Raw genomic sequence first — 14,914 nt, 5'->3', positions numbered from 1 at the left:
TAACCTTGATTTAATTAGAGGAAGTATTGAAATAATATGAAAGCGGCAACCGCAGTGATAGATCGCCGCGCTCTGCGTCACAATTTTCAGCATGTGAGAGACTATGCCCCACATAGCCACCTGATAGCTGTCGTGAAAGCAAACGCTTATGGTCATGGGTTATTAGAAACAGCGTATACCTTAATGGATAATGCTGATTGTTTTGGTGTTGCACGTATTGGTGAGGCATTAACCTTACGAAGTGGGGGAGTTGTAAAACCCATCCTCTTATTAGAAGGTTTTTTTGATATTGCTGATTTACCTATTTTGGTCGTCAACCATATTGAAACCGTTGTTCACAGCCAAGAGCAATTGGAAGCTTTAGAACAAGCCAATTTAGATGAACCCGTAAAAGTATGGATGAAAATCGATACTGGTATGCACCGTTTAGGTATACGCCCTGAAGATGCACAAGCTTTTTATTTACGACTTTCTGCCTGCAAGAATGTACAACAACCTGTCAATATTGTGAGCCATTTTAGTCGCGCTGATGAACCTGATGTTCCTGAAGCAACACAAAAACAAATCTCACTATTTCAAGATTTCATTCAAGATAAAGCCGGTGATAAGTCTATCGCAGCTTCTGCTGGTATTTTATTTTGGCCTCAAGTTCATTATCAATGGGTTCGCCCTGGCATTATCACTTATGGCATCTCTCCGACTGGTGATGAAAGAACGGGCAAAGACTTTGGTTTAACCCCGGCAATGACACTGAAAACAAGTCTGATCGCCGTTCGTAAACATAAAGCGGGTGAACCAGTTGGTTATGGTGGCACATGGGTAAGTGAAAAAGACACTTATCTTGGCGTTATCGCCATTGGTTATGGTGATGGCTATCCTCGCAGTGCGCCGTCAGGTACTCCTGTGTGGATTAATGGTCGAAAAGTGCCTATTGTGGGTCGTGTTTCGATGGATATGATCAGCGTCGATTTGGGGACTGAATTGATTGATAGTGTTGGTGATGAAGCTATTTTATGGGGAGATGTGCTGCCCGTAGAAGAAATTGCCAAATATAGTGGTATTAGCGCCTATGAGTTGATTACAAAATTAACCTCGCGCGTCATCATGGAATACCTAGACGAACAATAATACACACGATATTGTATCCCTATGACACACTAAAAGTGATTGGAGAAGAAGCCGTGTTTCAACAGGTTGAAGCGTTTCCGGGAGATCCCATTCTCTCATTGATGGATGTTTATAACAAAGACCCGCGTCAGGATAAAATTAATTTAAGCATCGGTCTTTATTATGATGAAGAAGGCAAAACCCCTATTTTAGGAACAGTGTCAGTTGCACGCCAGCAACTCAATGCCATGACACCCACAGCAACACTTTATTTACCAATGGAAGGGCTAGCGCCTTATCGTAGCGAAATTCAAGATCTCCTTTTCGGTGCAGATAATCCTCTAATTGCAGAAAAAAAAATTGCCACAATCCAAACATTAGGTGGATCAGGTGCATTAAAAGTGGGTGCTGATTTTCTGCATCGCTATTTCCCAGGATCAGAAGTGTGGATAAGTGATCCAACTTGGGATAATCATCGTTCTATTTTTGCTGGTTCAGGTTTCAAAGTGAATGACTACCCTTACTTTGATCCTGAAACCAAAGGCGTAAAATTTGAAGCACTATTAGATTGCTTTAAAAAACTGCCTGAAAAAAGCATTGTATTGATGCATCCTTGTTGCCATAACCCAACAGGCTCCGATCTGACTAAAGATCAATGGGATCAAGTTACCGAAGTATTAAAATCTCGCCAAGCAATTCCATTTTTAGATATTGCTTATCAAGGATTTGCTGAAAACTTAGATGATGATGCTTATGCTATTCGTACTATGGCGAAAGCAGGATTACCGATACTTATCAGTAATTCGTTTTCAAAAATCTTTGGGATCTACGGTGAACGTGCGGGCGGTTTATCCATTGTTTGTAATAATGCCACTGAATGCGAACATGTGTTAGGCCAACTAAAAGCAGGTGTACGTCGCATCTATTCAAGCCCAGCAAATTACGGCGCACAAATTGTTAATAAAGTGCTCTCAGACCAAGTGCTAACAGCACAATGGCAAAAAGAAGTGGCACATATGCGTGATCGTATTAAAGAGATGAGAGTCACTTTAGTGAATGCCTTGAGAGTAGCATTACCCGAAAAGAACTTTGATCACTTATTAACACAACGTGGCATGTTTAGTTATACCGGTTTTACACAAGCACAAGTTGATAGATTAAGAGAAGAGTTTGGTATTTATCTTGTTGGTACAGGTCGTGTTTGTATGGCTGGTGTCAATACAGGTAATGTTCAGCGCATCGCCCAAGCTTTTGCAGCTGTAAGTATTTAAATTACTCACACTCTTTTGTGATAAAAAATACCTGCCTATTCTCATAAGCAGGTATTTCTTTTTACTACATCATAACTTTCACTGTCATTTTAGGTTTTGACCTTTTATATATTGACAGCCTGTTTCTTTTCCCCAGCATTACGGCGTGCTTTTTCTTCCATAATCTCAATAATTTGAATATCCGTATATTGCATTGCGCGACTGGCTAATGCACAAAGGTTTGCAATTGAGCTATCAACATCATCGCTGACAATACCATCAGTACCCGCAACACTTTGATTTTGCATCGCCATTAATACGGCTTTATAAGCACTCGCTGCACTACTCGATACTTTCATTGCACAGCTATTTGATGCGCCATCACAGATAATGCCACTGATATCACCAATCATACTGTTGATAGACATACTCACTGTGGTGAAATCTTTAGTCAGTAACCATGCCATTCCTGCCGCTGCCCCCATTGAAGCTGTGGTTGCAGCACAAAGAGCAGAAAGCGGTGGAAAATGGCTATGGACATAAATCGCCATTAAGTGTGATAAAACTAACGCACGCAATAAAGTTTCATCATCAGCATGGATAAATTCAGCAACAACCATAACTGGTAATGTTGCCGCGATCCCTTGATTACCTGAGCCTGAGTTACTCATTGCAGGTAATACCGCACCCCCCATGCGAGCATCAGAAGCAGCTGATGCTCTGATCATGATTTCATTAAGTAAATCTTTACCTAACAAACCTTTTTCTTGTTGCAGAATTAATGTACGGCCAATTGCTAATCCATAGGTGTTTTTTAGCCCTTCTTCTGATAATGCACCGTTTAAATGGGCAGCATTGAGCATAAACTCAATTTCATTCACAGGCACATTAAGTGCGAAGTTATAGATATCTTCGGCACAAACATCAGTAAAAGGTTTTTCATCAGTACATTCACAATTATTGGCAAACGCTGTTTTATCTTCCTCAAAAACAACGTCACCATTACATTCACAACGAACAACATGTGTATGCTCTCTTGCAATACTGACAATGGCATAACCAGATTGACCATACACTTTTGCTTCAGAATAAAGAACATCTTCACATGGTGCTTTCACACCAACAGTGACTTTACCTTCAGCAACCAGTGTTTTAGCTTGAGCAACTGCTTCCGTGGAAGCCTTTAGCAAGACTTCCAGTCCTGCATCAGGATCGCCACCCGTAGCACCCAGTGCGGCTGCAATAGGAAGCCCAGCCATTCCCGTTCCAGGTACGGTTACGCCCATTCCATTTTTCATTAAGTTTGGTGAAACCCAAGCCTCAACACGAACAGCTGGCTCGCCTAAAAGTGCGGTTGCTTTTGCCGCTGCCAGTGCTAATGAAATTGGCTCTGTACAACCCACTGCAGGTTTAACACCTTCACGTAACTGGCGAACGAACTGTGACCATAAATGAGAATTCTTGTTCTTGCTCATAATCTAACACCTTGGATTAATTTAGTTTTTTACAACAACGTCTAACTAGAACCGAAGTTGGCGACTATGAGAATGCCAAGAACGGAGAGATAACGAGCAGTAAACCGGTAAAGATAATCAGGTATAGTGACGCACCTTTGTATTTGTGTAACATAGGTACTTTGTACACTAAGTATGCAGGGATAAGACAACCCACCATACCGAAGATTGGGCTACAAATTGAAGTGAAGCTCAATACTGGCGCATTAAGGATGATGGCTGCCCATGCTAGTAGTACGGCGAAAATCATGATGCCGTTTTGTACCCATTTTTGGTTAATCTTTTCAGTAGGGATATAACGTTGCAGAATATTCATCACAATCCCTTGTGTCGCTTCACGGAAACCTAAATAAACACCAAAGAATGCAGTCATTACGGCAAAAATATTGAGCATAACGCTAACAACTGTTACCCAACCGCCAGGGAAGAATTTCGCCGCAATCGCTAATGCTGAGATATTTTGTTCGTAGGCTTTAACGGCTTCATCATGGCCCATTGCTAATGTGAATGAGATTGCATAGAAGAAAACAGTACAGAACAACACACCGAAAGCGATGTTCATTGCACGTAACGCTTTATGACGAGCAACTTCACGGTTTTTATTACGACCACGGTAAGAGATAACCATTGGGCTTAATGTTTGGATAAACAGAATTGAAGTCAGTGTAAAAGGTAAAGTGATAATAGCTTCTTTAATTAAACGTCCTGCTGGTGGTAATGCGCCCACATTATAAAGATGCCACATACCAATCATGGAGATCCCTAATGCTGCAACAACAAACAGTTTAGTCAGTACCATAAAGCTTGATACTTTAAACAGTAATTGTTCACCACGAGAAGAGATAGCGACTAAGGCACAAATCAGGATCAAACCATAAAATGGATTTTCTGATAGCAAACCTTCAGTAACACCAAATGTTTGTAAGTAAGAAGCACTGTCATTAGTGATTGCTGTTGAATAAACAAACATCCAAATAACTAACATCACAAAGTAGAGTGCACCTAATAAAATACCCCAGTTTTTACCGAGATAGCCGGTAATAACGCTTGGATAGTCTTTACACTCTGGAGATTCAGCCAACGTATTAATAAATAAGCGTTGGAAAAGGTACATAGCTGGATAACCAATGATCGAAGATAATAGGAAAACCCATAATCCCATCAGGCCTACCTGCACAGGTAAAAATACAATACCTGCACCGATTGCCATACCGATACTCATGATAACCCAGCCCACATCATTGCCGTCGAATTTAATAGCCGCACGCCATTCTTGTTCAGTCATACCTGCGCGGCGAGCGCCAGCACTAGTTGCGGGATAGCTTGTGGTCTCTGTTTTTGAGGAAGCCGTTTCCATATTAGTACTCACTTTTTATATTGTAATTGTTAATAGCAAAACGAATTTTGGGGGTAAAAAAGCTCTATCTAACGTTGCGATATCAAAATAACCTTATTCTTTGCAGGCGTTATTTATTATGGGTAAATGATAGGGAATATTACGGAGAAAAAAGTTGTTATAAATCGTGATAGCCTGAAATGATTTGGAAAATAATTCTCTCTTAAGGAGAAAAGTAGGATTATCTGTTCAAAGAGCATAGTAAATAATAACCTTCCCTCTATTGTAACCCCAAGAAACACACAACCATTTGATTAATAAACCAAAACACTTATTGTTATACAATAATAGTCAAGTATAACAATTGAAACAAATCACCAAATAAACTGTGCTGTCTATCACGATATACTATGATAATCTTTTCTATTTAGCTTTGTTGTATCGTATTTGGTTAAAATTACGTTACAAAACAGCATGAATAACTATTTAATCTATTTTTTTATAAAAATGAGAATTAATAATATAAAAATATATAAGGAAGTGAATGGTGAAAAGAGAATACTTTTTTCAATAGAATTAAATTCTATCATTTATGATAGATTTACTTTTCTAGAAGAAAAGCGCTACAAACAATAAAGAGTTTATTATCTGTAGCGCTTAGATTATAAGGGAATAAACAGCCTAGTACTAATAACCACGCTCTAGGATTGGCTTTAAGAATCTTGCGGTATGTGAGCCTTCAAATTCCGCAACTTGCTCTGGTGTGCCTGACACTAAAATTTGACCACCACCACTTCCGCCTTCAGGGCCAAGATCGACAATCCAGTCTGCAGTCTTGATCACATCAAGATTGTGTTCAATCACCACAATCGTATTACCTTGATCACGTAACTGATGAAGAACTTCAAGCAGTAACTCAATATCAGCAAAGTGAAGTCCTGTTGTGGGTTCATCTAAAATATAGAGTGTCTGCCCTGTGCCACGTTTTGACAACTCTTTCGCTAACTTAACCCGTTGTGCCTCACCACCTGATAATGTGGTCGCTGATTGCCCCAAACGAATATAAGACAACCCAACATCAATCAATGTTTGTAACTTACGAGCCAGCGCAGGAACAGCATCAAAAAACTCTCTTGCCTCTTCGATAGTCATATCCAAGGCTTCGTGAATATTTTTCCCTTTGTATTTAATTTCAAGAGTTTCACGGTTATAGCGCTGACCTTTACATTGATCACAAGGAACATAAACATCCGGTAAAAAGTGCATTTCAACTTTTAATACACCATCACCTTGGCAAGCTTCGCAGCGCCCACCTTTTACGTTGAAACTGAAACGACCTGGCGTATAACCACGAGTACGAGATTCAGGAACCCCCGCAAATAACTCACGAATAGGTGTAAAAACACCAGTATAGGTTGCGGGATTTGAACGAGGAGTTCGGCCAATTGGACTTTGGTTAATATCAATAACTTTATCGAAATACTCTAAACCTTCAACATCTAAATAAGGTGCAGGCACAATAGTTGTGGCACCATTTAATTGGCGTTGCGCAATAGGGAATAACGTATCATTGATAAGCGTTGATTTGCCTGAACCTGATACCCCCGTAATACAGGTAAATAAACCTACTGGTAATTTCAGATTTACATTTTTTAAGTTATTACCTTTTGCACCAAGAATGGTCAGCATTTTTTCTCGATCAACCGGAACACGCTGCTCTGGAATAGCGATACGGCGCTCACCACTTAAAAACTTACCTGTTAATGAGTTCGGATTATTAATGATATCTTCAAGTGTCCCCTGAGCAACAATCTCACCACCATGAACACCTGCACCAGGGCCAATATCGATAACATGATCTGCTGCACGGATAGCATCTTCATCATGCTCAACAACGATCACGGTATTACCTAAATTACGTAAGTGGATCAATGTTTCAAGTAGGCGATCGTTATCTCGTTGATGTAATCCAATAGAAGGCTCATCTAATACATACATAACGCCCACTAACCCAGCACCAATTTGGCTCGCCAAGCGAATACGCTGTGCTTCACCACCAGATAATGTTTCAGCTGAACGAGAAAGTGTGAGGTAATTTAAGCCAACATTGACCAAAAACTTCAGTCGATCGCCAATTTCTTTTAACACTTTTTCTGCAATCTTCGCTCTCTGCCCACTGAGCTTTAAGTTTTGGAAAAAGGTCATGGCATGACCAATGCTGTAATCTGCAATTTCAGGCAATGTTGTATTTTCAACATACACATGGCGAGCTTCACGACGTAAACGCGTACCACCACATGATGCACAAGGACGGTTACTAATGTACTTAGAAAGTTCTTCACGCACCGCGCTTGATTCTGTCTCGCGGTAACGGCGTTCCATATTATTTAGTACACCTTCAAAAGGATGATGACGAACAACAACATCGCCTCGGTCGTTAGTGTATTTAAATTCAATATTTTCTTTACCTGAGCCAGTCAAAACTATTTTTTGGATATTATCTGGCAAGGAATCAAACGGTGCTTCAACATCAAAATGATAATGTTCACTCAGTGAACGTAGCATCTGGAAATAGTAGAAATTACGACGATCCCATCCTTTAATCGCACCACCAGCAAGAGAGATCTCTCGATTTTGGATCACTAAATCGGGATCGAAAAATTGCTGCACACCTAAACCATCACAGGTTGGACAAGCTCCTGCAGGGTTGTTAAAAGAGAATAAACGAGGTTCTAACTCGCTCATGCTGTAGCCACAAACAGGACACGCGAAATTCGCAGAAAAAATAATGTCTTCTGCATTGTTATCATCCATGTCAGAGATAACGGCAGTACCACCTGAAAGTTCTAACGCGGTTTCAAAAGATTCCGCTAGACGTTGAGCGAGATCGTCACGTACTTTAAAACGGTCAATTACCACTTCAATGGTATGTTTTTTCTGTAATTCTAATGTTGGTGGATCAGAAAGATCGCACACTTCACCGTCAATACGCGCGCGAATATAACCTTGAGCTGCAAGATTATTCAGTAGCTTAATGTGCTCACCTTTACGCTCTTTCACCACTGGTGCTAACAGCATTAAACGCTTACCTTCAGGCTGTTCAAGCACATTATCAACCATTTGACTGACCGTTTGTGCGGCTAATGGAATATCATGATCAGGGCAACGAGGTTCACCAACGCGCGCAAATAAGAGACGTAGGTAATCGTGTATTTCGGTAATTGTTCCCACCGTTGAACGTGGGTTATGTGATGTAGATTTTTGTTCAATCGAAATAGCGGGAGATAAACCTTCAATGTGATCAACATCAGGTTTTTCCATTAACGAAAGAAACTGACGAGCATAAGCAGAAAGTGATTCAACATAACGTCGTTGTCCTTCTGCATAAAGCGTATCAAAGGCTAAAGAGGATTTACCTGAGCCTGAAAGTCCCGTAATAACAATAAGTTTATCGCGAGGAATGACCAAATTGATATTTTTTAGATTATGGGTGCGAGCGCCCCGTACTTCGATTTTATCCATGAATATATCCCGGATTGAGAGAGTCGCCGAAAAAGAAATAATCGGATAATTATGACACAAAGTTAACTGAATGGATATACAGTATATATAGTGAAATTGAATGATGATGTAAACCTGTCATTTTGAGACAAAAAAATATCGACAATGTTCACAATTGAGAAATTCATCACACGTCATATTCAAATTTTAGCGTACGTGATAAACTTATTCGCTTATGATTTCAAAAAATTTACTTTCGCAGGAGTACCTCACATGGCGAGCAGAGGCGTAAACAAAGTTATTCTTATCGGTAATTTAGGGCAGGATCCAGAAATCCGTTATATGCCAAGTGGCGGTGCAGTTGCCAACCTAACACTGGCAACATCAGAAAGCTGGCGCGATAAACAAACCGGTGAAATGAAAGAAAAAACCGAGTGGCACCGTGTGGTAATTTTCGGCAAATTAGCTGAAATTGCAGGCGAATATCTGCGTAAAGGTTCACAAGTGTATATCGAAGGTCAATTACAAACACGTAAATGGCAAGACCAAAGTGGTCAAGACAGATATAGCACTGAAGTTGTCGTTAACATCGGTGGCTCAATGCAGATGTTAGGTGGCCGTGGTGGTCAAGATGGCGCACCTTCACAAGGTGGTCAAGGCGGTTGGGGCCAACCACAACAGCCACAAGCATCACAACAATTTAGCGGTGGTGCGCAATCTCGCCCAGCACAACAACCCGCAGCAGCACCTGCACCAAACAATGAACCACCAATGGATTTTGATGACGACATTCCATTCTAAGGTTCAGAACAAATTATTTAAAACCATCTAAAAAATTAACCCAGCTTAGGCTGGGTTTTTTGTTGCTAATGATCAAAAAGCTATATCCCCATGTAAGCCAACTTGTTTACATAGAATAAATTCGCTTTACGCAGTAAATTGTTATGTGCTTATCTCTCTTCAAAGACACTTTCTTTATATTATTGAAAGAAAACATGTTCTTTTATCTAACAACAGTTCTCTTTAAAAAAAGAGCGTAATACCACAGTTATTTTCATAAAACCCCACTTTACACAAAGGTTTACTCTTGAAAAATATGATAGGATCTGTGTTATTAACAACGTCTGAGAGCATCTTATCCCCATGAATGAAGAGAAATTGCTCGCTCAGGCAGAAAAGATCTGCCAGAAACGAGGTGTTCGCCTGACTTCACAACGTCTGGCAGTATTACGTCTGATAATGCAGCAACCTTCTGCTATCAGCGCATATGATTTATTGGATTTATTACGCCAAGTTGAGCCACAAGCCAAACCACCAACAGTCTATCGCGGGTTAGAATTTTTACTTGAGCAAGGATTTATCCATAAAATAGAATCCACCAACAGTTATGTACTTTGTCATCATTTTGATGATGTTGAACATACGTCAGTCATGCTAATTTGTGACCGTTGCTTATCTGTCACAGAAAAAAATAGTCATAAAATCGAAGATGCGATTTCATTACTAGCAAAAGAGAGTGGATTTCATTTACGACATAGCGTCATCGAAATTCATGGATTGTGTTCACTGTGCTACGAAGCTCAAGAGTGTACACACCCTGAAGGTTGTCATCATGACCACAGTATGGATGATAATCTTAAGCAGAAAAAAACTGGTGACTATAAGCCACGCTGAGCTTATAAAATACAAAAAGCCAGCTAAATGCTGGCTAATACGTGTTCTACTTTTGAATTCTCACTTTAGCTAATGAATAAGCTTTACTCTCTTCTCGCTTACCAACAGCAATAACTAAAATCACAACTTCAGAATCAATAACTTGGTAAACCAATCGAAAACCAGATGCTCGTAATTTAATCTTATAGCAACCCGTGAGATCACCTTTTAAGCGAGCTGACTCTATATAAGGATATAAGGGTTTTCCTGCAATTTTTTTAATTTCTTTTTAAACTGCTATTTAATGCTTTGATCGAGTTTCTGCCATTCTTTCAAGGCACGCTTATCAAACTCAATATTAAAGATCATCAATATTAACTTTTATACGTTTACTTGGTTTTTTCAAACGTTCACGTACAACAGCTAAAATATCCCCATCTTCATCCAGCTCCCCAACAACGACAGAAACTTCTGAGAAAGGTAATTTTTCATTTTCAGAAACATAACGTAGAAATAATCTTATGGCATCTGAAGGAGACAGGTTCATTTTTTCAAATACTTGATAAGCTTCTTTTTTGAGCTCATCGTCTACTCTAACTTGTATCGTTGTCATAAGCACCTCCGCAATTAAAACACATCATATTGTTATTACATTTGTAGTGCGGTGGTGTTTTTTTATACAAATTAGAAATAAAAAATGCAGATGATTTTGTGTTTTTACACATCATCTGCATCTTTTTAAAATAAGTTGTATTGACTTACTTTGGTACAAATTACAGCCATTCGCCGTTACGAATAACCCCTACTGCTAAACCTTCCACAGTAAAGCTTTGTTCGCGTAAATCGACGATGATAGGTGAAAACTCTGGGTTTTCTGCATGAAGTTCAATTTTATTACCACTTTTCTTAAAGCGTTTTACTGTCACTTCATCTTCAATACGTGCCACAATCACTTGCCCGTTATGAACATCTTGTGTTTTATGCACAGCAAGTAAGTCGCCATCCATAATACCGATATCTTTCATCGACATACCATTAACGCGCAATAAAAAATCTGCACTTGGTTTAAATAGCATTGGGTCAACTTGATAATGGCTTTCAATATGCTCTTGTGCTAAAAGTGGTTCACCAGCAGCAACTCGCCCAATTAATGGCAGTCCTTCTGGCTCTTCTTCCATCAGCAAACGGATACCTCTAGATGCACCAGAGATAATTTCTATCACGCCTTTACGAGCAAGAGCTTTTAAGTGCTCTTCTGCCGCATTTGGTGAGCGAAACCCAAGTTGGGAAGCTATTTCAGCCCGTGTTGGTGGCATACCCGTTTGCGAAATGTGATCACGAACCAAATCGTAAACCTGCTGCTGCCTTGCAGTTAATGCTTTCATTCCGCCCCCTGTTTGTTTATACAGTCAGACTGTGAGTATATACAGGTATATGACGATTTGAAACCTTAAATGAATATAAAACACGCATCTTTAGATTATTTTTCGACAAAAATCGAATTTTTTAACTTTATGCGAAGAAATGTCCCCAAAGAATGGTTACCCAAGTAAATAATCCCAATATAATAGCAATGAGAACGGCAGCAGAACCCATATCTTTTGCACGTCCTGATAATTCGTGGTATTCAGATCCAATTCGATCGACAACCGCTTCTATTGCACTATTTACCAGTTCCAAGATCACAACCAATACAACGGAACCAATGAGTAAAATGCGCTCTAGACCACTGACATCGATGAAAAATGAAAGGATAATTGCAACCAAGGTCACAATTGCTTCTTGTCTAAAAGCAGCTTCATTAATCCAAGCGGCACGAATGCCCTTGTATGAATAGCCACCAGCTTTGATGATTCGGGTAAGACCTTTATTTTGATTAGCCATAATAAACTCTATCGAAAACAAACGATTATTTTGCCACTTTTCTCTATTAATATTGTCACAGCACCACAGATCTACGAAAGACTTTCTGTTATGCTTTCGAAGTATTGCTAATAAGAGGCTACAACTATTTATGTCAGCTTGGCGTAAACTATATTATAACACATTGAATTTACCACTAAAATTACTGGTAAAAAGTAAACGAGTTCCGACTGATCCTATCACTGAGTTAGGGTTGGATACGTCGCGATCTTTCCTTTATGTGCTGCCTTATCATTCAAAGGCAGACTTACTGACATTAAGACAGCAATGTTTATCTTTAGGATTGCCTGATCCACTGCAACCTATTGAGATAGGCGGTACGAAGCTCCCTGCGTATGTCTTTATTGATGACGGCCCAAGAGTATTCCGTTACTACTCGCCCGATCCTCGTAAAGATTCCGTGAAAACATTCCACGCTTATCTTGATGCTCATCGTAATAATCCACACCTTGATATCGAGATGTTACCGGTTTCCGTGATGTTTGGTCGCTCTCCTGGCCGTGAAGGTCATAATGGCGTACCACATTTACGTGTGCTTAATGGTATCCAAAAATTTATCGCTATCCTCTGGTTAGGTCGTGATAGCTTTGTTCGTTTTTCACCCACGGTATCAATGCGTGAAATGGCGAACGAACACGGTACTGACACCAGTATAGCCCGAAAACTCGCACGCGTTGCGCGTATTCATTTTTCTCGCCAGCGTTTAGCCGCTGTTGGCCCAAAATTACCAGCACGTCAAGACCTCTTCAATAAATTGCTTTCATCGAAAGCCATTGAAAAAGCAATTGAAGATGAATCAAAAGCGAAAAAAATCTCACTGGATAAAGCGCGCAAAAATGCTACTGATATCATGGAAGAAATCGCAGCTAATTTCTCATATGAAGCTGTGCGTATTAGTGACCGCGTATTAAGTTGGACATGGAATAAGCTCTATCAAGGTATCAACGTCTATAATGCCGAACGTGTACGTAAGCTCGCACAAGATGGACATGAGATTGTTTATGTACCTTGCCACCGTAGCCACATGGACTACCTACTGCTTTCTTATGTGCTTTATCATCAAGGCTTAGTTCCTCCACATATAGCCGCGGGTATTAACCTTAATTTCTGGCCAGCAGGTCCAATTTTCCGCCGTTTAGGGGCTTTCTTTATCCGAAGAACCTTTAAAGGTAACAAGCTGTACTCCACCATTTTCCGTGAATATTTAGGTGAGCTATTTACACGAGGCTACTCTATTGAATATTTCGTTGAAGGTGGACGCTCACGTACAGGTCGATTGTTAGATCCTAAAACAGGAACACTTTCAATGACAGTACAAGCAATGTTACGTGGTGAAACACGCCCTATCTCTGTTGTTCCTATTTATATTGGGTATGAGCACGTTATGGAAGTGGCAACCTACGCCAAAGAATTACGTGGCGCAACAAAAGAGAAAGAAGGTTTTATGCAGATGGTGAGGGGTTTACGTAAATTACGTAATCTTGGCCAAGGCTATGTTAACTTTGGTGAACCTATCTCTGTTGCACAGTACTTAAATCAAGCGGTTCCACAGTGGCGTGATGATATTGATCCCATTGAGCCACAACGCCCAAGTTGGTTAAATCCAGCTGTAAGCGCATTAGCTGACAATATTATGGTTCATATCAATAATGCAGCCTCAATTAATGCAATTAACTTGGTCTCAACGGCACTGTTAGCATCACGTCAGCGAGCACTCACTAGAGAACAGCTGTTAGAGCAAGTCGATTGTTATCTGCAATTATTACGTAATGTGCCTTATTCGACTGACATGATTGTGTCTGATAAAAATGCTGAGGCGTTATTAGAACACGCTCTGCAATCAGATAAATTCTTAGTCGAAAAAGATAGTTTGGGTGATATTGTGGTACTTCCTCGTGAAAGCGCGGTATTAATGACTTATTACCGTAATAACACGATCCATTTAATGATTACTCCATCGTTAATTGCTAGCATCATCTTGCATCATGAAAAAATCCATCGTGATGATTTAATGAAACAGGTTGAATTAATCTTCCCTCTAATTAAAGCAGAGTTATTTATTCGCTATGAGAAAGAAGAGCTACCTGAAGTCATTAATACCTTGATCGCAGAACTTTGTCGTCAGCGTCTAATCTGTTGTGATAGTGATGGCTTACTACGCATTAATCCTGCTCGTATTCGTCCATTACAGCTTTTAGCGGCTAGTGTCAGAGAAACATTACAACGTTATGGCATTACGCTGTCTTTACTCAATTTTGCTCCTGAAATTAGTCGTGCATTATTGGAAAAAGAGAGCCGTATCTTGGCACAACGTCTTTCTGTATTACATGGCATCAACGCACCTGAGTTTTTTGATAAAGCAGTATTCTCTACCTTAGTTTCAACACTGCGTGAAGAAGGCTATCTCAACGATAACGAAGATATCCTAAAAGCAGATGCATCAGCCCTTTACCAAGTGATTGCAAAATTAATGTCACCAGAAATTCGCTTAACCATTGAGAGTGTCGGTGTCACTGAAGATAACAATTCAGCACAGATAATGAATGAAAAAAAATGAGCCTAAAGCTGATGAATAATCAGTAAATAACGCCATGACCGCAATAGAAAAGGGATAAGCGCATTGCTTATCC

General features: G+C 39.9%; 11 protein-coding genes and 1 pseudogene. 5 read left to right on the top strand and 7 right to left on the bottom strand.

All coding sequences use genetic code 11. The features are described from left to right. The first annotated feature begins 36 nt into the window (after positions 1–36). Entirely contained in the window at positions 37–1,128 is a 1,092-nt protein-coding gene (gene alr / locus GWI68_RS07705; RefSeq protein WP_109408441.1) for an alanine racemase, read from the top strand. Between the two features lie 53 nt (positions 1,129–1,181). Then, entirely contained in the window at positions 1,182–2,378 is a 1,197-nt protein-coding gene (locus tag GWI68_RS07700) for an amino acid aminotransferase (RefSeq protein ID WP_166539892.1), read from the top strand. A gap of 104 nt (positions 2,379–2,482) precedes the next feature. On the opposite strand, the gene GWI68_RS07695 is transcribed toward GWI68_RS07700, so the two are convergent. The 3 genes from GWI68_RS07695 to uvrA all read right to left on the bottom strand — a co-directional run bounded on the left by GWI68_RS07695 (position 2,483) and on the right by uvrA (position 8,729). Next, positions 2,483–3,832, bottom strand: a complete 1,350-nt coding sequence (locus GWI68_RS07695) for an L-serine ammonia-lyase, iron-sulfur-dependent, subunit alpha (RefSeq protein WP_166539891.1) — start codon at positions 3,830–3,832, stop codon at positions 2,483–2,485. 64 nt (positions 3,833–3,896) lie between these two features. Beyond that, complete coding sequence (locus tag GWI68_RS07690; RefSeq protein WP_166539890.1) at positions 3,897–5,228, bottom strand: amino acid permease; 1,332 nt, start codon at positions 5,226–5,228, stop codon at positions 3,897–3,899. Between the two features lie 666 nt (positions 5,229–5,894). Then, positions 5,895–8,729, bottom strand: coding sequence for an excinuclease ABC subunit UvrA (uvrA, locus tag GWI68_RS07685; RefSeq protein ID WP_109408444.1), 2,835 nt, complete (start codon positions 8,727–8,729; stop codon positions 5,895–5,897). A gap of 252 nt (positions 8,730–8,981) precedes the next feature. On the opposite strand from uvrA, the gene ssb1 reads away from it, so the two are divergent. Together ssb1 and zur are read left to right on the top strand one after the other, a co-directional pair. After that, on the top strand, positions 8,982–9,509 hold the full coding sequence (gene ssb1, locus GWI68_RS07680) for a single-stranded DNA-binding protein SSB1 (protein WP_088494417.1): 528 nt from the start codon (positions 8,982–8,984) through the stop codon (positions 9,507–9,509). A gap of 342 nt (positions 9,510–9,851) precedes the next feature. Further along, positions 9,852–10,382 (top strand): zinc uptake transcriptional repressor Zur, encoded by a 531-nt coding sequence (gene zur, locus GWI68_RS07675; RefSeq protein ID WP_166539889.1) that lies wholly within the window; start codon positions 9,852–9,854, stop codon positions 10,380–10,382. A gap of 46 nt (positions 10,383–10,428) precedes the next feature. On the opposite strand, the pseudogene GWI68_RS07670 reads toward zur, so the two are convergent. The 4 genes and pseudogenes from GWI68_RS07670 to GWI68_RS07655 form a co-directional block, all read right to left on the bottom strand. Beyond that, positions 10,429–10,634 (bottom strand): annotated as a pseudogene (locus GWI68_RS07670) (type II toxin-antitoxin system mRNA interferase toxin, RelE/StbE family). 85 nt (positions 10,635–10,719) lie between these two features. Then, positions 10,720–10,974: a type II toxin-antitoxin system RelB/DinJ family antitoxin gene (locus GWI68_RS07665; RefSeq protein ID WP_166539888.1), complete on the bottom strand. Its 255-nt coding sequence runs from the start codon at positions 10,972–10,974 to the stop codon at positions 10,720–10,722. A 160-nt stretch (positions 10,975–11,134) separates the two neighbouring features. Next, complete coding sequence (gene lexA / locus GWI68_RS07660; RefSeq protein ID WP_072070935.1) at positions 11,135–11,746, bottom strand: transcriptional repressor LexA; 612 nt, start codon at positions 11,744–11,746, stop codon at positions 11,135–11,137. 127 nt (positions 11,747–11,873) lie between these two features. Then, positions 11,874–12,245: a diacylglycerol kinase gene (locus GWI68_RS07655; RefSeq protein ID WP_006536373.1), complete on the bottom strand. Its 372-nt coding sequence runs from the start codon at positions 12,243–12,245 to the stop codon at positions 11,874–11,876. 130 nt (positions 12,246–12,375) lie between these two features. Here GWI68_RS07655 and plsB point away from each other — a divergent pair, with 130 nt between their 5' ends. After that, a complete protein-coding gene (gene plsB / locus GWI68_RS07650) occupies positions 12,376–14,841 on the top strand; it encodes a glycerol-3-phosphate 1-O-acyltransferase PlsB (RefSeq protein ID WP_166539887.1) in 2,466 nt (821 codons plus the stop codon). The last annotated feature ends 73 nt before the right edge of the window (positions 14,842–14,914 follow it).

Origin of the sequence: Proteus sp. G2669 (assembly GCF_009915245.1) — a bacterium.
Taxonomy (GTDB): Bacteria; Pseudomonadota; Gammaproteobacteria; order Enterobacterales; family Enterobacteriaceae; genus Proteus.
Note: the sequence above shows the minus strand (reverse complement) of the source record. Positions and strands in the feature narration are given on the sequence as shown.

Excerpts from the sequence above, each read along its gene's own strand:
- zur (WP_166539889.1), top strand. The coding sequence starts at position 9,852 with ATGAATGAAGAGAAATTGCTCGCTCAGGCAGAAAAGATCTGCCAGAAA.
- alr (WP_109408441.1), top strand. The coding sequence starts at position 37 with ATGAAAGCGGCAACCGCAGTGATAGATCGCCGCGCTCTGCGTCACAAT.
- ssb1 (WP_088494417.1), top strand. The coding sequence starts at position 8,982 with ATGGCGAGCAGAGGCGTAAACAAAGTTATTCTTATCGGTAATTTAGGG.
- lexA (WP_072070935.1), bottom strand. The coding sequence starts at position 11,746 with ATGAAAGCATTAACTGCAAGGCAGCAGCAGGTTTACGATTTGGTTCGT.
- GWI68_RS07695 (WP_166539891.1), bottom strand. The coding sequence starts at position 3,832 with ATGAGCAAGAACAAGAATTCTCATTTATGGTCACAGTTCGTTCGCCAG.
- GWI68_RS07655 (WP_006536373.1), bottom strand. The coding sequence starts at position 12,245 with ATGGCTAATCAAAATAAAGGTCTTACCCGAATCATCAAAGCTGGTGGC.
- plsB (WP_166539887.1), top strand. The coding sequence starts at position 12,376 with ATGTCAGCTTGGCGTAAACTATATTATAACACATTGAATTTACCACTA.
- GWI68_RS07665 (WP_166539888.1), bottom strand. The coding sequence starts at position 10,974 with ATGACAACGATACAAGTTAGAGTAGACGATGAGCTCAAAAAAGAAGCT.
- GWI68_RS07690 (WP_166539890.1), bottom strand. The coding sequence starts at position 5,228 with ATGGAAACGGCTTCCTCAAAAACAGAGACCACAAGCTATCCCGCAACT.
- uvrA (WP_109408444.1), bottom strand. The coding sequence starts at position 8,729 with ATGGATAAAATCGAAGTACGGGGCGCTCGCACCCATAATCTAAAAAAT.